At 66.8% G+C, this 24,395-nt stretch carries 16 protein-coding genes; 10 read left to right on the top strand and 6 right to left on the bottom strand.

Features of this window, described 5'->3' with window-relative positions; genetic code table 11:
• Positions 1 to 87: 87 nt before the first annotated feature.
• Positions 88 to 498, top strand: coding sequence for a DUF192 domain-containing protein (locus QKY98_RS07740; RefSeq protein WP_284670627.1), 411 nt, complete (start codon positions 88 to 90; stop codon positions 496 to 498).
• Between the two features lie 237 nt (positions 499 to 735).
• Here the strand turns inward: QKY98_RS07740 and QKY98_RS07735 are convergent, their stop codons facing one another.
• The gene (locus QKY98_RS07735) at positions 736 to 2,091 is read right to left on the bottom strand and encodes a substrate-binding domain-containing protein (RefSeq protein WP_284670626.1); all 1,356 of its coding nucleotides are present in this window, start codon (positions 2,089 to 2,091) and stop codon (positions 736 to 738) included.
• A gap of 70 nt (positions 2,092 to 2,161) precedes the next feature.
• A complete protein-coding gene (gene xthA / locus QKY98_RS07730) occupies positions 2,162 to 2,974 on the bottom strand; it encodes an exodeoxyribonuclease III (protein WP_284670625.1) in 813 nt (270 codons plus the stop codon).
• 121 nt (positions 2,975 to 3,095) lie between these two features.
• Here xthA and QKY98_RS07725 point away from each other — a divergent pair, with 121 nt between their 5' ends.
• The 7 genes from QKY98_RS07725 (at position 3,096) to QKY98_RS07695 (ending at position 18,224) form a co-directional block, all read left to right on the top strand.
• Positions 3,096 to 4,829, top strand: coding sequence for an autotransporter assembly complex protein TamA (locus tag QKY98_RS07725; RefSeq protein WP_219860232.1), 1,734 nt, complete (start codon positions 3,096 to 3,098; stop codon positions 4,827 to 4,829).
• Complete coding sequence (locus QKY98_RS07720) at positions 4,826 to 8,518, top strand: translocation/assembly module TamB domain-containing protein (protein WP_284670624.1); 3,693 nt, start codon at positions 4,826 to 4,828, stop codon at positions 8,516 to 8,518. The genes QKY98_RS07725 and QKY98_RS07720 overlap by 4 nt, the downstream gene beginning before the upstream one ends.
• A gap of 79 nt (positions 8,519 to 8,597) precedes the next feature.
• Positions 8,598 to 9,098, top strand: coding sequence for a thiol peroxidase (gene tpx, locus QKY98_RS07715; protein ID WP_027599454.1), 501 nt, complete (start codon positions 8,598 to 8,600; stop codon positions 9,096 to 9,098).
• A 159-nt stretch (positions 9,099 to 9,257) separates the two neighbouring features.
• Complete coding sequence (locus tag QKY98_RS07710; protein WP_284670623.1) at positions 9,258 to 10,493, top strand: MdtA/MuxA family multidrug efflux RND transporter periplasmic adaptor subunit; 1,236 nt, start codon at positions 9,258 to 9,260, stop codon at positions 10,491 to 10,493.
• A 9-nt stretch (positions 10,494 to 10,502) separates the two neighbouring features.
• Positions 10,503 to 13,634: a multidrug efflux RND transporter permease subunit gene (locus QKY98_RS07705; RefSeq protein ID WP_284670622.1), complete on the top strand. Its 3,132-nt coding sequence runs from the start codon at positions 10,503 to 10,505 to the stop codon at positions 13,632 to 13,634.
• Position 13,635: 1 nt separating this feature from the next.
• Positions 13,636 to 16,746, top strand: coding sequence for an efflux RND transporter permease subunit (locus QKY98_RS07700; protein ID WP_027602238.1), 3,111 nt, complete (start codon positions 13,636 to 13,638; stop codon positions 16,744 to 16,746).
• A complete protein-coding gene (locus tag QKY98_RS07695; RefSeq protein ID WP_284670621.1) occupies positions 16,743 to 18,224 on the top strand; it encodes an efflux transporter outer membrane subunit in 1,482 nt (493 codons plus the stop codon). Before QKY98_RS07700 ends, QKY98_RS07695 begins: the two co-directional genes overlap by 4 nt.
• A 301-nt stretch (positions 18,225 to 18,525) precedes the next feature.
• Here QKY98_RS07695 and QKY98_RS07690 read toward each other — a convergent pair whose 3' ends face one another.
• Positions 18,526 to 18,837: an SCP2 sterol-binding domain-containing protein gene (locus tag QKY98_RS07690; protein ID WP_007158414.1), complete on the bottom strand. Its 312-nt coding sequence runs from the start codon at positions 18,835 to 18,837 to the stop codon at positions 18,526 to 18,528.
• Between the two features lie 259 nt (positions 18,838 to 19,096).
• Between QKY98_RS07690 and sohB the strand changes: the two genes are divergently transcribed.
• The gene (gene sohB / locus QKY98_RS07685) at positions 19,097 to 20,122 is read left to right on the top strand and encodes a protease SohB (protein WP_027599449.1); all 1,026 of its coding nucleotides are present in this window, start codon (positions 19,097 to 19,099) and stop codon (positions 20,120 to 20,122) included.
• Between the two features lie 50 nt (positions 20,123 to 20,172).
• Positions 20,173 to 21,165, top strand: a complete 993-nt coding sequence (locus QKY98_RS07680) for a YhdH/YhfP family quinone oxidoreductase (RefSeq protein ID WP_007158412.1) — start codon at positions 20,173 to 20,175, stop codon at positions 21,163 to 21,165.
• Between the two features lie 61 nt (positions 21,166 to 21,226).
• Here the strand turns inward: QKY98_RS07680 and QKY98_RS07675 are convergent, their stop codons facing one another.
• The 3 genes from QKY98_RS07675 to efeO all read right to left on the bottom strand — a co-directional run bounded on the left by QKY98_RS07675 (position 21,227) and on the right by efeO (position 24,387).
• Positions 21,227 to 21,727, bottom strand: coding sequence for a DUF934 domain-containing protein (locus QKY98_RS07675; RefSeq protein WP_027599447.1), 501 nt, complete (start codon positions 21,725 to 21,727; stop codon positions 21,227 to 21,229).
• Positions 21,711 to 23,369 (bottom strand): nitrite/sulfite reductase, encoded by a 1,659-nt coding sequence (locus QKY98_RS07670; RefSeq protein ID WP_042134031.1) that lies wholly within the window; start codon positions 23,367 to 23,369, stop codon positions 21,711 to 21,713. The genes QKY98_RS07675 and QKY98_RS07670 overlap by 17 nt, the downstream gene beginning before the upstream one ends.
• Positions 23,370 to 23,571: 202 nt before the next feature.
• Positions 23,572 to 24,387 (bottom strand): iron uptake system protein EfeO, encoded by an 816-nt coding sequence (efeO, locus tag QKY98_RS07665; RefSeq protein ID WP_284670620.1) that lies wholly within the window; start codon positions 24,385 to 24,387, stop codon positions 23,572 to 23,574.
• Positions 24,388 to 24,395: the final 8 nt, after the last annotated feature.

The raw sequence follows: 24,395 nt of genomic DNA, 5'->3' as shown, positions 1-24,395 counted from the left end.
TAAAGGTCACATGCGATGACATTTTTTGTCCACGCTCGAGAGGGAGCGAAGCGGGCGCCAGGCACTGGCTGGGGTGGTCTGCTGCTGTTGGCCGCCTGGGTGGCCTTGCCCGGCTGGGCGGCGGAGCGGATCGAACTGCGCATCGGTGAGCAGCGCCTGGCCGTCGAGGTGGCGGCGACACCGGCGCAACGGGCCCAGGGATTGATGGGGCGACCGCCACTGGCTGCTCGCGAGGGCATGCTGTTCGTCTTCGCTGGGGATGACGAGCGCTGCCTGTGGATGCGCGATACCCCCAGCGCGCTGGCCGCCGCCTTCATCGATGCCAGCGGCAGGATCCTCAACACGGTCGAGATGCTGCCTCTGACCGATACCCGGCACTGCTCGAGGGCGCCGGCGCGCTATGCGCTGGAGACCCAGGCCGGCTGGTTTGCGGCGCGCGGGATCAAGCCGGGCGAATCCGTACAGGGATTGGAAGGAGTGGCGCCAGCATCCCGGTGAGCGCGTGTAATTGAAGTCTTTTATTACTTAAAAGTCATTAAAAAAAATGAGCTTGATAGATTATTTTAGTGTTGAGTCTAGGTACTTTGTGAGAAATCACTTTAAGTACAGGGTAGCGCTCGAAACGCAGTCGAAATCTGTATCCAGGTGACTCGGCAACTGCCCTCTACCCACGAAGGCGATGACGCCGTCCGTTGCTTCCTACCGTTTCCTGCCAAAGAATCAGCCAGGCGATCGCTAATGGATCCAGGCCTCGACACGCCGGTTCTTGACCCGGCCATTGGCTGACAGTCCGGCAACCGGCAACTGGTCGCCCAGGGAGAGCACTTCGCTGGCGAAGGCCTGCTGATGGCGCAGTGCCGTGGCCACCGCGGTGGCCCGCAGGCGCGCCAGTAGAGATGCCCGTGCCGGATCCTCGGTGGCATCGTTGAAGCCCACCAGGATCAGCTGCCGTTTGGCGTTCTCGGGCTGGCGCATGAAGGCGGCCAGCCGCTCGACATCGCGCAGCGCCTTGTTGTCCAGACGTGCGCTGCCGGCGGTGAAGCGGAAGTTGACCGTGAGGCGCTGCGCCCGGCGCGCCAGCTCGCTGTAGGCGGGCGGCATGCCGCGGGTGTCGCCTATGGTCAGAGGCTCGATGCGCTGGGCGACGAAGCCGCTTTGCTGCACCACCGCCTGGCCCGCCGGGGTCTGGCTGAATTCCAGCAGGCTCCGCGTCCAGTCCGAACGCTGGGCCGGCGGTGCATAGAGAAAGAGGCGGCGGGCGAGTGGATAGTCTTCGGTGGCGATGCTGGCTTCGCTGGGCGCGATGGCGCGGCCTTCACCGTCGCGCAGGGCGAGCTTTGGCGACCCGGCAGCCGCCGCCAGGCTGGTGAAGCCTATGCCGGCGGGGTCGTCGGCCACCCGCTGCGCCAATTCCTCGTTGGACTCGAAGCGCCGGGCGGCGGCGCTCAGGCGTTTGCCGGCCGGATTCAGGACCAGCTCGCGAAAGGTGTCGTAGGTACCCGAGCGGTCATCCCGCGCATAGATCCGGATCGGGCCGGGCGTGCCGCCCAGTTGCTGCCAGTCGCCAACGTCGCCGGAGAAGACCTGCGCCAATTGCTGCAGATCGAGTTCCCGCAGCGGATTGCCGGGATGCACGATGATCGCCAGACCATCCAGGCCGATGACGTATTCCGCTTCCTTGCTTCGCAGGTCACCCAGATTGGCCAGGGCACTCACTTCGCTATCGGTGATGGGGCGCGAGGCCGCGGCGAGATCGGTCGCGCCCGCGGCTAGGGCGGTAAAGCCGGTACTGGAGCCATGGGCCGCGATCTGCACGGCCACGGTATTGCCCTGCGGGGCTCGGGCCATCAGGTGCCATTCGTCCATGACGGCGGTGGGCACCACCTGTGGATCCCGATAGCCGCGTTCGGCGAGCAGGGCCGCGACCAGACGTGGCCCGAGCCGGGCATTGATGGTGTTGGAGCCCTGCAGGCGCAGGAGGATGGTCGTGGATTCGCTGGCCAACAGGGGTGAGGGCAGCAGAGGAAGCAGGGTCGCGAGCACCGCTCGCCGCAGAAAGGCGCGGCGGAATACCGGGGCGGAGCAATTCATGGGTCGGCCTCGAGCCTAAAGGCGAGGCCGACACCTTAGGCATGCCGCATGACGTCGATGTGACAGCCGCTCACGCCAATTCCAGCCAGATCGGCGCATGGTCGGAGGGTTTCTCCATGCCGCGGATCTCGTAGTCCACCCCGGCGGACACGATGCGCTCGCGCAAGGCCCGCGAAGCGAGGATGGTGTCGATGCGCAGGCCGCGCTTGGGTTCGTCCTCGAAACCGCGGCTGCGATAGGGGAACCAGCTGAAGCGATCGTCGACTTCGGGATGCAGCTGGCGATAGCTGTCGAGCAGGCCCCAGCCCAGCAGCCGCTGCATCCATTCGCGTTCTTCCGGTTGAAAGCTGCAGGCGCCGGTACGCAGCCAGCGCTTGGCATTGGCGGCGCCGATGCCGATATCACGATCCTGGGACGAGATATTGAAGTCGCCCATCAGCAGCAAGGGCGTGTCCGGCGAAAAACGTTCTTCAAGTAGATTCTGAAGATCCGCGTAGAACTTCCTCTTGCCAGGGAATTTTGTCGGATGGGCGATGTTCTCGCCTTGAGGAAAATAGCCGTTCATGACCACCAGCGGCTGACCCTGGCGGTCGGCGAAGACGCCATAAATGAATCTCTTCTGGGACTCCTCGCCATCGCCGGGAAAGCCCTTGTGCAACTCCAGGGGCGCCAGGCGCGACAGCAGGGCCACGCCGTAATGACCCTTCTGGCCATGGTAGTGCACGTGATAACCCAGGGCCTCGACCTCGGCCCGGGGAAACTGGTCATCCGAGACCTTGGTTTCCTGCAGTCCGATCACATCCGGCTCATAGCGTTCGATGATGGCAGAAAGTTGATGAGGTCTTGCGCGCAAGCCATTGATATTGAAGCAAACTACCTTCATGACGCCCTCTCTAAAGGTGGATGGCCCTAGCCTAGCAGAAAGCCTGTCGCCGAAGCGGCAGGCGGGCGAACCCTGGCCACTCCCGTTTGTCTCACAGCGCAACGCCCGTTAGCATCCCTGTATGAATAAGCCGAACGCTCTACGCCGCGCCCTGATTGGAATTTGTTGTCTGCACGGCGTGGCCTGGGCGGCACCCGCCGAAGTCAGCGTTCGCGTCCAGCCTGCCAATAACGCCTTGCGAGACAACATCCAGGCCTATATCGGCTCCGTCGAAGGGCGCGATGTCGCCGGGTTGCAACGCCTACGCCCGGCGACGGAGCGGCAGGCCGAGCAGGCAGCCCAGGCACTCGGCTACTACCATGCGCAGATCGAGACCCGCGTCGAGCCGGGGGAGACGCCACGGCTGGTGGTCGAGGTACGCCCCGGCGAGCCGGTCAGGCTGCGCAACGTGGATATCCGTATCGAAGGGCCGGCGCGCGAGTTGCGCGCCTTTCGCCAGCCGATACCGGCCGGACTCAAGGCGGGCCAGCCGCTGAACCAGGGCCTCTACGAAGACGCCAAGAGCCTGATCCAGAATCAGGCGCAACGGTATGGTTTCTTTCGCGGCACCTTTACCCAGCACCAGCTCCGGATCGACCCTGCCACCGGATTTGCCGACATCGCCCTGGTGTTCGACAGCGGGCCGCGTTTCGTCCTCGGCAAGGTGTCCTTCGAAGGGGATGCGCCCTTCGATCCCGATCTGCTTCAGCGCATGGTGCCCTTCGCCCAGGGGACGCCCTACGATTCCGAGCTGATCGCCGATTTCCAGAGCAATCTGTTGGCCAGCGGCTTCTTCGATGGGGCGCGGCTCGATACCTATCCCAAGCAGGATGGCGCCGCCGAGGTGCCGGTGACGGTTACGCTGCGCACGCGCAAGCCGCGCACCTTCGGTTTCGGCCCCGGCTACTCCACCGATGTCGGTCCGCGGCTGAGATTCACCTGGGAAAATCACTGGCTCAATCCCCAGGGCCACAGCCTGGGCGCCGAGGCCGAGCTGTCGGCGCCACGCCAGAGCATCGCCACCTGGTACGACATTCCCGGGCAGGACCCGATCAACGACAAGTTCCGCTTCGCCGGCGGCTACCAGTACGAGCAGATCGCCAACGACGACTCCCTCAGCCAGTTGCTGACCGTGGGTCCCGAGTGGCATCGCAAGTTTCCCAACGGCTGGGAGCGGGTGCTCTCGCTCAAGTGGCGCAACGAAAGCTATCGGCTGGGCGACGATGAGGGCACCTCCAACCTGGTGATGCCTGGGGTGGATTTCTCCCTGCTGCGCAGCGACAACCGCATCGACCCCAATCGCGGCTATCGCCTGCAATTCGGCGTCTCGGCGGCGAAGGAGGGGTTGCTCTCGGATGCCAACATGATCCACACCACGGCGCTGGCCCGTGGCCTGATCACGGTGGGCGACGGGCACCGCTTCCTCGGACGCCTGCAACTGGGCGGCAACTTCACCAATGGCTACAACAAGGTCCCGCCATCGCTGCGCTTCTTCGCCGGCGGTGACCAGAGCGTTCGCGGCTACGACTACCAGACCCTGTCGCCGGAAAACGACGAAGGCGACTACGTGGGCGGTCGCTACCTGGTCGCCGGCGGGGTCGAATACCAGTATCCCCTGCGCGACAAGTGGCGGCTGGCCACCTTCATCGACCAGGGCAGCGCCTTCAACGACCTCAACAACTACGAACTCAAGACCAGCGTCGGCGTGGGCGTACGCTGGGTCTCGCCGGTCGGCCCGATCCGCGTCGACTTGGCGCACGGTCTCGACGAACCCGGCGGTATCCGCCTGCACTTTTCCATAGGGCCTGAGCTGTGAAGTCGGTAGGCGGTGTCATTCTCGGCGTACTGGCGGCCCTGCTGGGCGCGCTGATCCTCCTTCTCGCCCTGGTGCTGGGCAACGCCGGCGTCAGCCGGCTGGTGCTGGAACGGGTGCCGGGTCTGACCCTGACCGACTTCCAGGGGCGCCTGGGTGGCCATTGGCAGGCCCGGCAGCTGGTCTGGGAGGGGGGCGCCACCCGGGTAACGGTCGAGGCTCCCAAATTCGCCTGGCGACCCGCCTGCCTGCTCAGGCTACAGCTGTGCATCGATACCCTGGTCGCCTCGCGCGTCGCCATCGAGCAGGCGCCCAGTCCGGAGGCGGCGCCGGAGAAGAGCGGGCCCATCCAGTTGCCCAGCCTCGGCTTGCCGCTGGGGGTGCAGCTAGGTGAGGTACGGATCGGCGAGATCCGCTACAACGACGCCGAACAGGCCCGTGACCTGGAGCTCCAGGCCCGCTGGCAGGCTGATGGGATAGCCATCGAGCGCCTGGCCGGAATGGCGCACGGCATCACCCTGGATACCCACGGCCGGTTGCAGCCCAGCGGCGCCTGGCCGCTGCAGTTGCAGGGCACCCTCGGCCTGCCTGCGCCGGAGGCCGCGCCTTGGTCGCTGGCGCTCAAGCTGAACGGCGAATTGCAGAAGACCTTGCAGCTGGAGGCCGACAGCAGCGGCTATCTGCCCGGCCGCCTGACCGGCACGGTGCAGCCGCTGGTGGACAACGTCCCGGCCGATCTGCAACTGGTGGCCGATGGCTTCAAGGCGGCCGCCAGCCTGCCCGATACCCTGCGGCTGAACGACCTCAAGCTGACCGCGCGAGGCGATCTGGCTGCGGGCTACGCCCTGGTCGGCCAGGCGAAACTGCCGGGCGAGGGCGGTCCGGTGGACCTGAATCTGGAGGGTCGCGTCGATGCCAAGGGCGCGCGGATCGCGGCCTTGCGCCTCCAGGCCGCGCCCGAGCAGCGTGTGGCGCTGGCCGGCCAGATCGACTGGCAGCAGGGGCTCGCCGCCGACGCCACCCTGGATTGGCGCGACTTTCCCTGGCGCCGGCTGTATCCCATGGCGGAGCCCCCGGTAAGTCTGCAGCGTCTGCAGGGCGAGGTGGCCTATAGGGATGGTGCCTACCTGGGCAATCTCAAGGCTGCGGCGACCGGTCCGGCCGGCGCCTTCACCCTGGCCACCCCCTTCAGCGGCGATACCACCCAGCTCAATCTGCCCTCGCTGGATCTCCAGGCCGGCCAGGGGCGGGCGCAGGGCAAGGTCAACCTGGGCTTCGCCGAGGGCGTGAGCTGGCAGGTGGCCCTGGATCTGAGCCGCCTTGATCCGGCCTTCTGGGTCGCCCAGCTGCCCGGCAGCCTGGCCGGTCCGCTGCGCAGTTCCGGTGCCTTCAAGGATGGCCGCCTGCAGCTGGACGCCGATCTGGACCTCAAGGGTCGGCTGCGCAACCAGCCCGCCGTGTTGGCCGCCAAGGCCAAGGGGGCTGGCGAGCAGTGGCAGGTTTCGCAGCTGGACATCCGCCTGGGTGACAATCGCATGCAGGGGCAGGGCGCCCTCGATCAACGGCTGCAGGGGCAGCTGCAACTGGATCTGCGGCGCCTCGGCCAGCTCTGGCCCGATCTGTCCGGCAGCGCCCAGGGCCGCCTGGATCTGGCCGGAACCCTCAAGGCGCCGGCTGGCCAGCTGCGCCTCGACGGGCGCCAGCTCGCCTATGCCGACAACCGCATGAGCAGCCTGGCGCTGGCGGCCACCCTTGATGACCGTCAGCGCGGCAACCTGGAGCTGACTGCCCAGGGTCTGCAGGCGGCCGGGCGCGATTTCGGCGTCCTGCGCCTGCAGGGGCAGGGCGATCGCCGCCAGCAGCAGGCCGAGCTGTCGCTCAAGGGGCCACAGCTCAACCTGGCGCTCACGGCCGGTGGTACCCTGGCCGACAACGGTGACTGGAAAGGCCAACTGGCCCGCGGCTCGGTTGCCGCCAGTGGCCAGAACTGGACCCTGCAAAGCCCCGCGCGCATCGAGCGCCTGGCCAACGGGCGTCTGGAACTGGGCCGGCACTGCTGGCGGTCCGGCGCGGCCAGCCTCTGTGGCGACGATCAGCAACTGCTGCCCGACACCCGTCTCGCCTGGCACCTGCGCGCCTTCCCGCTCGCCAGTCTGCAACCGCTGCTGCCCCCGGAACTGGCCTGGCAGGGCACCCTCGATGGCGACGTCGACCTGCGCCTGCCCAAGGCCGGACCCGATGGCGAGATCCGTCTCCAGGCCGGTCGTGGCAGCCTCAAGCTGCGCGACGCCGCTGGCCAGTGGCAGACCTTCAGCTACGACAGCCTGGACGTCACCAGCGCCCTGAAGCCGCAGCAGGTGGACACCCAGGTGCGCCTGACCAGTGCCGATCTTGGCCGACTCGACATCCAGGCGAGGCTGGATCCCCGCGATCCGAACCAGGCGCTGGCCGGTCGCTTCCAGTTGCAGGGCCTGAATCTGGCCCTCGGCAAGGCCTTCGTCGAAGGCATCGAACACCTCGAAGGCAAGATCAACGGTGCCGGCGAGCTGGGTGGCACCCTGCTGCAACCGAGGGTCAACGGCCAGATCCAGCTCAGCGGGGGCGACATCGGCGGCGGCAGCGTGCCGACGCGCCTGCAGGACCTCGGCTTGACCGCCCGCATCCAGGGCGACACCGCGCTGCTCGACGGCGGCTGGCGCAGCGGCACCCAGGGGCGCGGCCAGATCCGGGGCAGCGTCGGCTGGGCCAACGGCCTGGACGTCAATGTGGCGGTCACCGGCGACAAGCTGCCGGTCAATGTCGAGCCCTATGCGCAGCTGGAAGTGGCGCCCGATCTCAAGATCCTGATGAAGGACGGCCGCCTGGCCCTGGCCGGCGAGGTGCGGGTGCCGCGCGGGCGCATCCAGGTGCAGCAGCTGCCGCCATCCACGGTCAAGGTGTCGGACGATGCCGTCATCGTCGGCCAGGAGGCTCCGGCCAAGCAGCCGGCGATGCAGATCGCCATGGACGTCGACGTGCTGGTCGGATCCGACAAGCTCACCTTCGATGCCTTCGGCCTGTCCGCCGAAATCGTTGGCAAGGTGCACATCGGCGACAACCTCGACACCCGCGGCGAGTTGAACCTGCGCAACGGTCGCTACAACGCCTATGGTCAGCGCCTCACCATGAGACGCGCACGGCTGTTCTTCCAGGGGCCCATCGCCCAGCCCTATATCGATGTGGAAGCCGTGCGGGTGGTACAGGAGCAGAACGTCACCGCCGGCCTGCGGCTTTCGGGTTTCGCCCAGCAGCCGCGCATCGAGGTGTTCTCCGAACCGAGCATGAGCCAGGAGCAGGCGCTGGCCTACCTGGTGCTGGGACGCCCGCTTTCCAGCGGCAGCGAAGGGGACAACAACGTGCTCGGTCAGGCGGCACTGGCCCTCGGCCTGGCCGGCAGCTCCGGCACCGCCGGCGCCCTGGCGCAGCGATTGGGTATCCAGAACTTCCAGCTGGATACCGCCGGTTCGGGGGACAAGACCAGCGTGGTCGCCTCGGGCAATCTCACCGACAGGCTGTCGGTGCGTTATGGGGTAGGGGTGTTCGATTCCGCCAACACCGTCGCCCTGCGCTACCAGCTCACCCGCCGGCTCTATCTGGAGATCGCCAGCGGTCTGGCCAACTCCCTGGATTTCTTCTATCGCCGCGATTTTTGACGCAAGGACGCGTAACGCTTTGATCGGGTGCGGAAAACGTGTTTACTCCCTGTCCCGTCTCATGAGAAAGGAGCAGTTCATGGCAACCGTCAATTTGCGTGGCAACCCGGTCGAGGTGCAGGGCAACCTGCCGCAGGTCGGCCAGCAGGCCCCGGCGTTCAGCCTGGTCAACGGCGATCTGCAGGACATTACCCTGGCCAGCCTCGCCGGCAAGCGCAAGGTGCTCAACATCTTCCCCAGCGTCGATACCCCGACCTGCGCCACCTCGGTGCGCAAGTTCAACAGCGAAGTCGACAAGCTGGATAACACCGTGGTGCTGTGCATTTCCGCCGACCTGCCGTTCGCCCAGAAGCGCTTCTGCGGCGCCGAAGGCCTGGAAAAGGTGGTGAACCTCTCCACCCTGCGCGGTGCCGAATTCCTGCAGAACTACGGCGTCGCCCTGGCCAGCGGTCCGCTGCAAGGCCTGGCCGCCCGCGCCGTGGTGGTGCTGGACGAGCAGGACAAGGTGCTGCACAGCGAGCTGGTCCCCGAGATCGGCCAGGAGCCGGACTACGCGGCCGCACTCGCCGTTCTCGGCTGATCGCCGCCAACCCACCGCTCTGCACGGTGGGCGTTTCGAAACGGGCAGGCGCCTTTTGTGTCTGCCCGTTTTGCTTTAGGTAAAATCGCGGTAAAGGGGCTGGTTAGCCGTCTCGCTACTGCTTATCTTCCGCCTTTCCCAGCGTGTACGTATCTTCCGATGTCCGACTCTTCGCCTAGCTCTTCCTCCCGTCGCCGACTGGTGTGGCTGCTCGTCCTCGTGGTGCTGGTGGCTGCGGGCGGCTGGTATTGGTATCACCAGCACGGCCAGAAGAACGAGGCCGCTGGCGGCAAGGGCGCGCGTTCGCCCTTCGGCATGACCGGCCCCACGCCGGTACGGGTGGTGGCGGTGGAGCAGCGCAGCTTTCCCATCGTGCGCAAGTCCATCGGCACAGTGACGGCGCTCAACACCGTCAATGTGCGCACCCGGGTCGCTGGCGAACTGGTGCGGGTGGCCTTCGAGGAGGGCCAGAAGGTCAAGGCCGGCGAGTTGCTGGCCAGCATAGATCCGCGTCCCTATGAGGTGGCGCTGCAACAGGCCGAAGGCACCCTGCAGCAGAACCAGGCGCAGCTGCGCAACGCCGAGCTGGACCTCAAGCGCTACCAGGGGCTGTTCCGCGAAGACAGCATCGCCAGGCAGACCCTGGATACCCAGGAAGCCCTGGTCAACCAGTACCGCGGCACCCTCAAGAACAGCCAGGCGGCGGTGGCCGATGCCAAGCTGAATCTGGCCTTCACCCAGATCAAGGCGCCCATCGCCGGGCGCGTCGGCCTGCGCCAGCTGGACGGCGGCAACCTGCTGTCCGCCAACGACAGCACCGTGGTGGCCGTGATCACCCAGACCCAGCCGATCTCGGTGGTCTTCACCCTGCCGGAAAGCCAGCTGGGCGAATTGCTCAGGCGTGCCCGCGCCGGCCAGACCCTGCCGGTCGAAGCCTGGGATCGCGGCGGTTCGCGCAAGGTCGCCGACGGCACCCTGCAGAGCTTCGACAACCAGATCGACACCGCCACCGGCACCCTCAAGTTCCGCGCCCGCTTCGCCAACGGCGACGAGGCGCTGTTCCCCAACCAGTTCGTGACCGTGCGGGTGCGCGAGCAGGTGCTGGAGCAGGCGCTGGTGGTGCCTTCGGCCTCCATCCAGTTCGGCTCCAATGGCACCTTCGCCTACGTGGTCGGGGCCGACAACAAGATCCAGGTGCGCAGCCTCAAGCTGGGGCCGGATGACGGCAGCCTGACCGTAGTCACCGAGGGCCTGGCCGCCGGTGACCGGGTGGTGACCGAAGGCACCGATCGCCTGCGCGAGGGCAACGAGGTGGAGGTGGTCACCGGGGCCTCGGCGGCGCCCAGCGAACCAGCCAAGCCGGCGGTACGCAAGCCCGGCAAGACCCAGGGCTGACCGGCCGCGATGGATATCTCGCGCCCCTTCATCCTGCGCCCCGTCGCCACCACCCTGTTGATGGTGGCGCTGCTCATCGCCGGTCTGCTGGCCTATCGCCTGCTGCCGGTCGCGGCCCTGCCGCAGGTGGACTATCCCACCATCCGCGTGCTCACCCTCTATCCGGGCGCCAGTCCCGACGTCATGACCAGCGCCGTCACCGCACCGCTGGAGCGCCAGTTCGGGCAGATGCCCGGCCTGTCGCAGATGGCCTCCACCAGCTCCGGCGGGGCTTCGGTCATCACCCTCAGATTCAATCTCGAGCTGGACCTGTCGGTCGCCGAGCAGGAGGTCCAGGCGGCGATCAACGCGGCCAACAACCTGCTGCCCAACGACTTGCCGGCGCCGCCGGTGTACAACAAGGTCAATCCGGCCGATACGCCCATCGTCACCCTGGCGATCAGCTCCAGGACCTTGCCGCTGCCCACGCTCTACGACCTGGTCGATACCCGCATGGCGCAGAAGCTCGCCCAGGTGAGCGGGGTGGGGATGGTCAGCCTGGCCGGTGGCCAGCGCCCGGCCGTGCGCATCCAGGTCGATCCGGACAAGCTCGCCGCCCACAACCTGACCCTGGCCGACGTGCGCAGCCTGGTCACCAGCGAAAACACCAACCAGCCCAAGGGCAGCTTCGACGGTCCCACCCGGGTCGCCACCCTGGACGCCAACGACCAGTTGCGCGACCCCAAGGCCTACGGCGACCTGATCCTCAACTACGCCGACAACGGCGCCCTGCGCCTGGGTGACGTCGCCACCATCGCCCAGGGCGCGGAAAACGACCGCCTGGCCGCCTGGGCCAATCGCAGTGGCGCCATTCTGGTCAATGTCCAGCGCCAGCCCGGCGCCAACGTTATCCAGACCGTCGACCGCATCCAGGCGCTCTTGCCCAGCCTCAGGGAAAGCCTGCCGGCCGGTCTCGACATCGCCGTGCTCAGCGACCGTACCGAGACCATCCGCGCGGCGGTCACCGACGTCCAGCACGAGATGCTGCTGGCGGTGGGGCTGGTAGTCATGGTCACCTTCGTCTTCCTGCGCCGCTTCAGCGCCACCCTGATCCCCTCGGTCACGGTGCCGCTGTCGCTGATCGGCACCTTTGGCGCCATGTACCTGGCCGGCTTCTCGCTGAACAACCTGTCGCTGATGGCCCTGACCATCGCCACCGGGTTCGTCGTCGACGATGCCATCGTCATGCTGGAGAACATCTCCCGGCATCTGGAAGAGGGCGCCACGCCCCTGGAAGCGGCGCTCAAGGGCGCCCGCCAGATCGGCTTCACCCTGGTGTCCCTGACCGTCTCGCTGATCGCGGTGCTCATCCCGCTACTGTTCATGCAGGACGTGGTCGGCCGGCTGTTCCGCGAATTCGCCATCACCCTGGCGGTGGCCATCCTCATCTCCCTGGTGATCTCCCTGACACTCACGCCGATGATGTGCGCCCGGCTCCTCAAGCGCGAGGAGGCCGCGGAACATCGACTGGTCTGGCTGGAGCGGCTGATCGCCGGCTACGGTCGCGCGCTGCGCTGGTCGCTGGCCAACCGGGCGCTGATGCTGATGCTGGCGGTCGCGACCTTCGTGCTCACCGCGGTGCTCTACCTGCTGGTGCCCAAGGGCTTCTTTCCGGCCCAGGACACCGGCTCCATCCAGGGCATCACCGAGGCGCCCCAGTCCATCTCCTTCCGCGGCATGAGCGAGCGCCAGCAGGCGCTGGCCGAGGTGGTGCTGCAGGACCCGGCGGTGGCGAGCCTGTCGTCCTACATCGGCGTCGACGGCGACAACGTCACCCTCAACAGCGGCCGCATGCAGATCAACCTCAAGCCGCAGAGCGAGCGCGACGTGACGGCCCAGGAAGTGATCGACCGCCTGCGTCCCGAGGTCGCCAAGGTGGTGGGCATCACCCTCTACATGCAGCCGGTGCAGGACCTCAGCGTCGAAGACCGGGTCAGCCGGACCCAGTACCAGCTCAGCCTGGACTCGCCCGATGCCAATCTGCTCGACACCTGGGTGCCGCGCCTGACCCAGGCCCTGCAGCAACGCCCGGAAGTCACGGATGTCACCAGCGACCTGCAGAACAAGGGCCTGCAGCTGTACCTGACCATCGACCGAGACGCCGCCGCGCGCCTCGGTGTCCAGGTCTCGGCCATCACCGACGCCCTCTACGACGCCCTCGGTCAGCGGCAGATCTCGACCATCTACACCCAGGCCAACCAGTATCGGGTGGTGCTGGCCAGCGCCGCCGCTGACAGCCTGGGTCCAGACGCCCTCAGCCAGGTCTGGGTGAAGGCGGGCAGTGGTACCTCGTCCAGCGGCAGCAGCGGTACCGGAACGGCCACCACCACCGAGACCACCACGGACACCGGTCGCGCCCCGGTGCGGCTATCCAGTCTGGTGAAGATGGATCAGCGGCCGACCCGGCTGGTGATCAACCACCTGAGCCAGTTCCCGGCGGTGACCCTGTCGTTCAACCTGGCCAACGGCGTTTCCCTCGGCGCCGCCGTGGCGGCCATTGATGCGGCCAAGCAGGAGATCGGCCTGCCGGTGGGCATCAACACCCACTACCAGGGCGCGGCGGCAGCCTTCCAGGCCTCCCTGTCCAGTACCCTGCTGCTGATCCTGGCGGCGGTGGTGGTGATGTACATCGTCTTGGGAGTGCTCTACGAGAGCTTCATCCATCCCCTGACCATCCTCTCGACGCTGCCCTCGGCGGCCATCGGCGCGCTGCTGGCCTTGCTGCTCACCGGCAACGACCTCGGCCTGATCGCGGTGATCGGCATCATCCTGCTGATCGGCATCGTCAAGAAGAACGCCATCATGATGATCGACTTCGCCCTCGACGCCGAACGGCACCAGGGGCTAAAGCCGGAAGAAGCCATCTATCAGGCCGCCTTGCTGAGATTCCGGCCGATCCTCATGACCACCCTGGCCGCGCTGTTCGGCGCGGTGCCGCTGATGCTGGCCACCGGCGCCGGCGCCGAGTTGCGCCAGCCGCTGGGCCTGGTGATGGTCGGCGGCCTGCTGGTCAGCCAGGTGCTGACGCTGTTCACCACCCCGGTGATCTACCTGGCCTTCGACAGCCTGGGCGAGCGCCTGGGTCGGCGCAGGACGGCCTGAGGTGAATCTCTCGGCGCCCTTCATCGCCCGGCCGGTCGCGACCCTGCTGCTGAGCCTGGCGCTGCTGCTGCTCGGCGCCATCGCCTTCCGGCTGTTGCCGGTGGCGCCCCTGCCGCAGATGGACTTTCCCACCATCACGGTCTCGGCGACCCTGTCCGGCGCCAGTCCCCAGGTGATGGCCTCCAGCGTCGCCACGCCGCTGGAGCGTTCCCTGGGCACCATCGCCGGCATCAGCTCCATGACCAGCCGCAGCAGCCAGGGCTCGACCCAGATCATCATCCAGTTCGACCTGGACAAGGACGTCAATACCGCCGCCCGCGAGGTGCAGGCGGCCATCAACGCCTCGCGCAACCTCTTGCCCAGCGGCATGCGCCAGATGCCGCGCTATCGCAAGGTCAATCCGTCCCAGGCACCCATCATGGTGTTCTCCCTGACTTCCAAGACGCTGAGCAAGGGCGAGCTGTACGACCTGGCGTCCACGGTGCTGGCGCAGAGCCTGTCCCAGGTCAACGGCGTGGGCGAGGTGCAGATCGGCGGCAGCTCCCTGCCAGCGGTGCGCGTCGAGTTGGAGCCGCGGCAGCTGGAGCACTATGGCCTGGCGCTGGACGACGTCCGCACCGCCATCAACAGCGCCAACCAGCGCCGGCCCAAGGGCGCGGTGGCCAATGACGAGCACAACTGGCAGATCCAGGCCAACGACCAGCTGTTCAAGGCGGCCGACTACGCGCCCCTGATCATCCGCTACCAGGATGGCGCGGCCTTGCGCCTGCGCGATGTCGCCAAGGTCAGCGACGCCGTGGAAGACCGCTACAACGCCGGCTTCTACAACGACCAGAGCGCCGTGCTGCTGGTGGTCAATCGCCAGGCCAACGCCAACATCATCGAGACCATCGCCGCGCTCAAGGCGCGCCTGCCGGCGCTGGAAGCCATCGTCCCGGCCAGCGCGCGTCTGGAAGTGGCCATGGACAGATCCGGGGTGATCAAGGCGACCCTGCACGAGGCCGAGCTGACCCTGATCATCGCCGTCTTCCTGGTGATCGGCGTGGTCTGGCTGTTCCTCGGTCGGCTGCGCAGCGCGGTGATCCCGGCCCTGGCGGTACCCATCTCGCTGGTGGGTACATTCGCCGTCATGTACATCCTGGGCTTTTCGCTCAACACCCTGTCGCTGATGGCCTTGATCCTGGCGGCAGGGCTGGTGGTGGACGATGCCATCGTGGTGCTGGAGAACATCGCCCGCCACATCGACAACGGCATGGCGCCGCTCAAGGCGGCCTACCAGGGTACCCGCGAGGTCGGCTTCACCCTGCTGTCGATGAACGTCTCCCTGGTGGCGGTCTTCGTCGCCATCCTGTTCATCGGCGGTATCGTCGAAAAGCTGTTCCGCGAATTCTCCCTGACCCTGGCGGCGGCCATCCTGGTGTCGCTGGTGGTGTCCCTGACGCTGACGCCCATGCTCTGCGCACGCTGGCTCAGGCCTCATGACCCGGCCACCGAAAGCCGCCTGCAGCGCTTCAGCGAGCGCGCCCATCGTCGCCTGGTGGCGGGTTACGACCGCAGCCTCGGCTGGGCGCTGCGCCATCGGCGCCTGACCCTGCTCAGTCTGTTCGCCACCATAGCGCTCAACGTGGCGCTCTATGTGGTGGTGCCCAAGACCTTCATGCCGCAGCAGGACACCGGCCAGCTGATCGGCTTCATCCGCGGCGACAACGCCCTGTCGTTCCAGGTGATGCAGCCGAAGATCGAGATCCTGCGCAAGTCGCTGCTGGCCGATCCGGCGGTGGCCAGCGCCTCCGGCTTCGTTGGCAGCTCCGGCTCCGGCAGCGGGGTGAACAACGCGGTGATGCTGATTCGCCTCAAGCCCATCGCCGAGCGCCAGCTGGATGCCCAGAAGGTCATCGAGCGCATCCGCGCCAATGCACCCAAGGTGCCGGGCGCCCAGCTGTTCCTCATGGCGGACCAGGACCTGAGATTCGGCGGTCGCCAGCAGAGCACCTCGTCCTATGAGTACAACCTGCTTTCCGGCGACGTCGGGCTGCTGGAAACCTGGCAGCCAAAGGTGCTGGCCGCGCTCAAGGCGCTGCCGGAGCTGACCGCGGTGGACGGTCGCGAAGGCAGCACCCAGCAGATCACCCTGCAGATCGACCGCGAGAAGGCCAAGCGCCTCGGCGTGGACATGGAGACCGTGGCCGCGGTACTCAACAACTCCTTCGCCCAGCGGCAGATCTCGACCATTTACGAGCCGCTCAACCAGTACAAGGTGGTGATGGAGATCAATCCGCGCTATGCCCAGGACCCGACCGTCCTCGAGCAGGTGCGGGTCATCACCGCCAGCGGCGCCCAGGTTCCGCTGGCGGCCTTCGCCTACTACACCAACAGCCTCGCCGAGGACCGCGTCACCCACGACGGCCAGTTCGCCTCGGAAAGCATCAACTTCGACCTGGCGCCGGATGTCAGCCTGGAACAGGCGACCCGGGCGGTGCAGCGCGCCGTGGCCGCCATCGGCCTGCCCAGCGATGTGCAGGGGCGCCTGGGCGGCTCCGCCAACATCTTCGCCAGCACGGTGTCCGGGCAGCCGCTGATGATCCTCGGCGCCCTGGTGCTGGTCTACATCGTGCTCGGCGTGCTCTACGAAAGCTATGTCCACCCCCTGACCATCCTCTCGACGCTGCCGTCGGCCGGGGTAGGGGCCTTGCTGGCCATCCAGCTCACCGGTGGCCAGTTCAGCCTGATCTCCATGCTCGGGCTGTTCCTGCTGATCGGGGTGGTGAAAAAGAACGCCATCATGATGGTGGACCTGGCGCTGCAGCTGGAACGCCAGCAGGGCCTGACGCCCGAGGAGGGCATCCGCCAGGCCTGCCTGCTGCGCCTGAGGCCCATCCTCATGACCACCATGGCCGCCATCCTCGGCGCCGTACCGCTGCTGATCGGCGATACCGAAGGCGCCGAAATGCGCCAGCCGCTGGGCCTGGTGATCGTCGGCGGGCTGGTGCTGAGCCAGATTCTCACGCTCTACACCACCCCGGTGGTCTATCTCTATTTCGAACGCCTGCGCCGCCGCGTCAATCGCTGGCGCGGCATCCGTACCGACGCTGCCCTGGATACGCCGCTATGACCCCAACCCTGCGCCTGCCGACGCTGACCCTGGCTCTGCTGCTGGCCGGCTGTACCCTGGGCCCGGACTACCAGCGGCCGACCACCACGGTGCCGGTCGCCTATCGCCACGCCGAAGGCTGGCAGGCGGCGGCGCCCAAGGACCTGGAGATCCGTGGCGACTGGTGGCGGCGCTATGACGATTCGACCCTCGACCGTCTGATGGTCCAGCTCAACCAGCGCAACCAGAGCCTGGCCCAGGCCGAGGCGACCTATCGGCAATCCCTGGCCCTGGTCAGCCAGGCGCGGGCGTCGCTATTCCCGACCCTCTCCAGCAGCCTGGGCGCCACCCGCTCCGGGCGCGGGGGTAGTTCGGGCAGCAACACCGTCATCCGCAACTCCAATGGCACCAGCAGCACCGTCAGCAGCGGTGGCTCCAGCACCATCAGCAACGCCTACGACGCCAGTCTGGGGGTGAGTTGGGAGCTGGATCTCTGGGGCCGCGTCCGGCGCCAGGTGGAGGCGGATCGGGCCTCTGCCCAGGCCAGCGCCGCGGAGCTCGCGGCCACCCGCCTGAGCCTGCAGACGCAACTGGCGACCAACTACCTGCAACTGCGCGTACTGGACGCCCAGCAGCGACTGCTCGACGCCACCGTGGCCGCCTACGAGCGATCCCTGCGCCTGACCCAGAATCAGTACCGCGCCGGCATCGTCACCCCGGCGGATGTGGCCCAGGCCACCACCCAGCTGAAGAGCACCCAGGCCGACGCCATCGACCTCAGGTATCAGCGTGCCCAGCTGGAAAACGCCATCGCGGTGCTGGTCGGCGAGGTCCCGGCCAATTTCCAGCTGGCCGCGGTCAAAACGATTCCCGAGTTGCCGCCGCTGCCGAGCGCCGTGCCCTCGACGCTGCTCGAACGTCGTCCGGACATCGCCCAGGCCGAGCGCCAGGTCATGGCCGCCAATGCCGCCATCGGCGTCGCCGAAGCCGCCTATTATCCCGACCTGACCCTGAGTGCCAGCGGTGGCTACAGCGCCAGCCAGTGGGGCAACCTGATCAGCACGCCAAATCGCTTCTGGTCGATCGGGCCGTCCTTTGCCCTGTCGCTGTTCGATGGCGGCCTGAGACGCGCTCAGGTGGAGTCCGCCGAGGCCAGCTACGACGCCAGCGTCGCCGGTTATCGCCAGACCGTGCTCGCGGGCTTCCGCGAGGTGGAAGACTATCTGGTGCAGTTGAGTACCTACAGCGACGAAGCCGGCGTGCGCCAGGAGGCCCTGGATGCCGCGCGCCGCGCCCTGCAACTGGCCGAGAACCAGTACCAGGCCGGCCTGATCGGCTATCTCGACGTGGTCACCCTGCAGACCACCGCCCTGAGCAACGAGCGCACCAACCTGACCCTGCTCGGCAGTCGCCTCAGCACCAGCGTCCAGCTGATCGCCGCGCTTGGCGGTGGCTGGGATGGCAATCTCACGCCGCCCGCACCGCCACGGCGGCCCTGATCGTGAGCAGGAAAAAGCCGCGCAGATTCTGGATTGTCGAGGCTGTGGGCGCGCCTTTGGGCGAGGCACGACGGCCGATCACCGGCGTGCCGGAGTGGATGGAGCTGAACGCTTGCGTGGATAGCCCCCTCTCCCTGCGGGAGAGGGCTGGGGTCAGGGGGCCCTTTGCCGCGAAGTCCCCAGTGGAACAGGCTGCGCTGTTTTCCACGCTACTGCACGGGAGGGCAACGTCACGCCCCAGCGGCCCTGACGGCGGGCACAAAAAAGCCGGGCGATGGCCCGGCTTTTTCACGACTGGCGCTTAGTTGGGGAAGAGTTCGCCCAGCTTCATGCTCAGCATCATGTTGCCTTCGACGCGCAGCTTGCCGGACATGAAGGCCTGCATGCCGTCGGTCTCGCCGCTGACGATGCCGGCCAGGGTGGCCTGGTCCATGATCAGGGTGCAATCCGGGTCGGCGGCGTCGCCCTGCTGGACGTCGCAGGTGCCGTCCTTGACGACCACGTAGTAGTTGTCACCACCCTCGACGTCGAATTGATAGGTGAGGTCCAGGCCGGCCGCGGCGGAGGGGTCGAACTTGCTCTTCAGGGTGGCGATGGCTTCGGCTGCGCTCATGGCGAGGGTCCTTGTGGTCTTTTTCGATGAGGCCCACTCCAGGCGGAGGGGCAGGGCACTCGACCGAGGGTAGGGGGCGACAGGAGGCCTGTCAACGGATATTCATACGCTTGTTTGAAAGGCGCGGGCGCATGCCCGGCCGGATCACGGCCCACGGCCGGCCTGTGCAGAAAGACCGCCCGGGAGTCGCCGAGTTTCTATCGGTCGGGCGACTCGGTATGCTGGGCAGGGCACTGCTGCCGCCATCCTAGGAGAGTCCGTGGAGTTTCTTGCCGACTATGCCAGTTTCCTGGCCAAAACCGTCACCGTGGTGGTCGCCATCATCGCCGTGCTGCTGTTCACCGCCGCCGTTCGCGGCCGCAACCGGCGCAGCTCGGCCGGCCAGCTGCAGGTACAGAAGCTCAACGACTTCTATCGCGATCTGCGGCTGAGGTTGCAGCAGAGCGTGCTGGGCAAGGAGGCCTTCAAGGCCCTGCGCAAACGCGAGACCAAGGCCGAGAAGACCAAGCGCAAGAGCGAGACCGGCAAATCGCGGGTCTATGTGCTCGACTTCCATGGCGACATCAAGGCCACGGCCAACGAACACCTGCGCAACGAGATCACCGCGGTCCTGACCCTGGCGACGCCCAAGGACGAGGTGGTGGTACGGCTGGAAAGCGGCGGTGGCCTGGTGCACAGCTATGGCCTGGCCGCCTCCCAGCTGGCGCGCATCCGCCAGGCCGGGATCCCCCTGACCATCTGTGTCGACAAGGTGGCCGCCAGCGGCGGCTACATGATGGCCTGCATCGGCGATCGCATCCTCTGCGCGCCCTTCGCCATCCTCGGGTCCATCGGCGTGGTCGCCCAGTTGCCCAATGTCCATCGCCTGCTGAAGAAGCACGACGTGGACTTCGAGGTCTTCACTGCGGGCGAGTACAAGCGCACCGTCACCGTATTCGGCGAGAACGACGAGAAGGGCAAGGAGAAATTCCAGCACGACCTGGACACCACCCACGTCCTGTTCAAGAACTTCGTCTCCCACTACCGGCCGCAGCTCAACATCGACGAGGTCGCCACCGGTGAGGTCTGGCTGGGCCAGGCCGCGCTGGGCAAGCAACTGGTGGACGAACTGCGTACCAGCGACGAATACCTGGCCGAACGGGCCCAGGTGGTCGAGGTCTTTTCGCTGCGTTTCGTCGAGAAGAAATCCCTGCCCGAACGCCTGGGCATGGCGGCGAGTCTCGGTGTCGATCGTCTGGTGACCACCTGGTGGGAGCGTCTGGGCGAGTCGACCCGCTGGCGCTGAGGTCCATAGGACGGGCGGCCCCATAACAAGACTCCAACGGAGGTTCTGCGATGAGCAATTTTCAGGCGCTCTGGGTAACCGAAGGGGCCCATGGTGCTTTTCGGCAAGAAGTGGTGACACGCACCCTGGACGACCTGCCCGCGGGCGAGGTGCTGATCCGGGTGCGCTACTCCTCGCTCAACTACAAGGACGCGCTCTCGGCCATCGGCAACCGCGGCGTGACCCGGCGCTATCCCCATACCCCGGGGATCGACGCGGCGGGCGTGGTGGAGCAGTCCAGCGCGGGCGAATTCGCCGTGGGCGACGAAGTCCTCGTCACCGGCTATGACCTCGGCATGAACACCCCCGGCGGCTTCGGCCAGTACATCCGGGTGCCGGCCGCCTGGGTGATCCGGCGCCCGGACAATCTCGGCCTGCGCGAGGCCATGGTGCTGGGCACCGCGGGTCTCACCGCGGCGCTGTGCGTCGAGAAACTGGAACAGATGGGCCTGACCCCGGAGGCCGGCACCGTGCTGGTCACCGGCGCCAGTGGCGGCGTGGGCAGCCTTGCGGTCAAGCTGCTGGCGCGACTCGGCTATCACGTGGCGGCGTCCACCGCCAAGCTGGAGCGCGCGGAGTGGCTGCATCGCCTGGGCGCCCGGCAGATCCTCGACCGCGCGACCCTGGCCGATGGCGTCGGCAAGCCGCTCCTGGATCAGCAGTGGGCCGGAGCGGTGGATACCGTCGGCGGCGACATCCTCTTCAACGTCATCAAGTCGCTGGAATACGGCGGCAGCGTGGCCTGCTGCGGCATGACGGCGGGCACCAAGTTCGAAGCCGGGGTCTTTCCCTTCATCCTGCGCGGGGTGAATCTGCTGGGCGTGGATTCCGTCGAGTTGCCGCTGATGGCCAAGGCCGCGCTCTGGGACAAGCTTTCGGTGCAGTGGAAGCTGGACGACCTGGACAGCCTGACCCGCGAGGTCGGCCTGGAGGAACTGCCCGATACCATCAGCCAGATCCTCGCCGGCAAGATGGTGGGCCGGGTGGTGGTCGATCTCGGTTGAGCGAAGGCCAGGCAAAAAGAAACCCGCCATGGCGGGTTTCTTTTTGCGTCCAAGCCAGCGATCAGGCCTGGCGACGGCGGAACAGCGGCTCCGGTTGGTCGACCGCGCTCTGGTAGGTCACGCTGAAGTCGCGTAGACCGGCCAGGGCCGCTTCCGGATCGCGGTCGGCGCGGACCACATAGGCGTCGAAGCCGCAGCGCTTGAGAAAGAACAGCTGGTCCTGCAGCACATCGCCGATGGCGCGCAACTCGCCAGTCCAGCCGAAGCGCTCGCGCAGCAGCCGGGCGTAGGAGTAGCCGCGACCGTCGACGAAGGCCGGGAAGTTGATGGCGATCAGATCGAAATGCTCAAGGTCGCCGGCGATGCTTTCCGGCTCTTCGTCGCTGTCCAGCCAGATGCCCAGTTTGCCGTCGCGGCAGGTGAGGGCATGGCCGTGCTCCAGCCACAGGGCGGCCGGGATGATCACGTCGTCGCTGTTGGGAACGTCTGCGAAGGCGACGTCCTTGGGCAGCAGGTGCCAGTTGTCGGTGACCAGCTGGTCGCCCTTAATGATTCTTTGCATAGACGCGCTCCTTGAAGGGGTCGATACCGATACGGCGGTAGGTGTCGATGAAGCGCTCGTCTTCGGTGCGTTGCTCGACGTAGACGTTGATCAGCTTGCCGATCACCTCGGGCATCTGGTCCTGGGCGAAGGAGGGGCCGAGGATCTTGGCCAGGGTGGCGTCGCGGCCGGCGTCGCCGCCCAGGGACACCTGGTAGAACTCCTCGCCCTTCTTGTCCACGCCGAGGATGCCGATGTGGCCGACGTGGTGGTGGCCGCAGGCGTTCATGCAGCCGGAGATGTTGAGGTCCAGCTCGCCAATGTCGAACAGGTAGTCCAGGTCGTCGAAGCGGCGCTGGATGGATTCGGCGATGGGGATCGACTTGGCGTTGGCCAGGGAGCAGAAATCACCGCCCGGGCAGCAGATCATGTCGGTCAGCAGGCCGATGTTGGGGGTGGCGAAGCCATGCTCGCGCAGCGCGTGCCAGAGCTCCAGCAACTGGTCCTGGCGCACGTCGGCGAAGATGACGTTCTGCTGGTGGGAGGTGCGCAGCTCGCCGAAGCTGTAGCGATCGGCCAGGTCGGCCATGGCGTCCAGCTGGCGATCGGTGACGTCGCCGGGGGCCACGCCGGTGGGCTTGAGCGACAGGGTCACGGCGACATAGCCCGGACGCTTGTGGCGGAAGGTGTTGCGCTGGCGCCAGCGGGCGAAGCCGGGGTGCTCGGCGTCCAGGCGGGCGAGGGCCTCGTCCTGGTCCTGCAGCTCGGCATAGGCCGGATCGACGAAGAAGGCGGAGACCCGCGCGACCTCGGCGTCGGTCAGGGTGATGGGACCGTCCTTGAGGTGGGCCCATTCGGCCTCGACCTTTTCGGCGAAGGCCTCGGCGCCCAGGGCCTTGACCAGGATCTTGATGCGCGCCTTGAACTTGTTGTCGCGGCGACCGTAGCGGTTGTAGACCCGCAGGGTGGCTTCCAGGTAGCTGAGCAGGTGCTGCCAGGGCAGGAATTCGCGGATGAATTCGCCGGTGTGGGGGGTACGGCCCTGGCCGCCGCCGACCAGCACGCGGAAGCCCAGCTCGCCGGCCTCGTTGCGCACCGCTTCCAGGCCGATGTCGTGCACCTCGATGGCGGCACGATCCAGCGCGGCGCCGTTGACGGCGATCTTGAACTTGCGCGGCAGGAAGGCGAATTCGGGGTGGAAGGTCGACCACTGGCGGATGATCTCGCACCAGGGGCGCGGATCGATCAGCTCGTCGTGGGCGACGCCGGCGAACTGGTCGGTGGTGGTGTTGCGGATGCAGTTGCCGCTGGTCTGGATGGCGTGCATCTGCACGGTGGCCAGCTCGGCGAGGATCTCGGGGACGTCTTCCAGCTCTGGCCAGTTGAACTGGAAGTTCTGCCGGGTGCTGATGTGGGCGTAGCCCTTGTCGTAGTCACGGGCGATCTGCGCCAGCTTGCGCACCTGGGTGGTGTTCAGCAGGCCATAGGGCACGGCGACCCGCAGCATGGGCGCATAGCGCTGGATGTAGAGGCCGTTCTGCAGGCGCAGCGGGCGGTATTCTTCGCCACCCAGCTCTCCGGCCAGGAAGCGGCGGGTCTGGTCGCGAAACTGGGCGACACGTTCTTCGACGATCCGTTGATCGTACTGATCGTAAACGTACATGGTCATCCTGCTGTCAGGCGGCGCGCACGGCTGCGCGTGATCGAAGTCTTGGGCACCCCGGGGGCGCTCTGGCGACTTTTCTAGGCCGTGCACGATAGCAGCAGGTCTATATGCTTAAAAGCGATGTTTCTTTATATATAAATCTATTCCGGCGATAAGCGGAGAGTGGGTGGGCGGCGCCGGACACCGCCCACCGCGGGCCTCAGTTGAGGCCCAGCTTGCCGCGCAGGGTGGAGAGGTCTTCGGCCAGGGTGTTGACCGGACCGACCAGGGCCTTGCGGTCACGCTCGCTGACCTTGTCGTAGGTCTCGAAGCCGCCGTCCTTGGTCTTGTACTTGGCCAGGATCTTGTCGACCGTGGCGAAGTTCTTGTCGACCTTGGCGACGAAGGCCTGGTCCTGCTTCTCGATCTGCGGGCGGAACAGGTCGACGATCTTCTTGGCGCCATCGACGTTGGCCTGGAAGTCGTAGAGATCGGTGTGGCTGTAGCGCTCTTCCTCGCCCGACACCTTGGTCGCCGCCACTTCCTCCATCAGCGCCGCAGCGCCACCCACCACCTTTTCCGGCGGGAAGGTCAGGCCGTCGACGCGGGCCTGCAGGTCCTTGACGTCGGCCAGCAGCTTGTCGGCGACGGGACCCTGGCCCTCGGTGGTGTTCTGGGTGAAGAGTGCGTATTCCAGGCGGTGGAAGCCGGTGAAGTCCTCGGATTTCACGCCCTGCTCATGGTCGTCTTCGCGGGAGTCGATGGCGGCGTCCAGGTCGCTGAACAGCTCGGCGATGGGCTCCACCTGCTCGTAGGAGACCCGCGTCGGCGCATAGAGCTTGCGCGCGGTGGCCAGGTCGCCGCGCTTGACCGCCGCGGTGAAGGCCTGGGTCTGCCCGGTGAGCTTGGCCAGGTTGTCGGTGACATAGATCTTGTAGTCGGAGATGGGGCCGACCAGATCCAGCGGCGAGTTGGCCGCGAAGGCCGGCGTGGCGAGGGCCAGACCGAGGGCAACGGCGAGGAACGAGCGTTTCATTCGACTTC

It is taken from the genome of Pseudomonas sp. HR1, from assembly GCF_030175875.1.
GTDB classification, from domain to species: domain Bacteria; phylum Pseudomonadota; class Gammaproteobacteria; order Pseudomonadales; family Pseudomonadaceae; genus Chryseomonas; species Chryseomonas oryzihabitans.
Note: the sequence above shows the minus strand (reverse complement) of the source record. Positions and strands in the feature narration are given on the sequence as shown.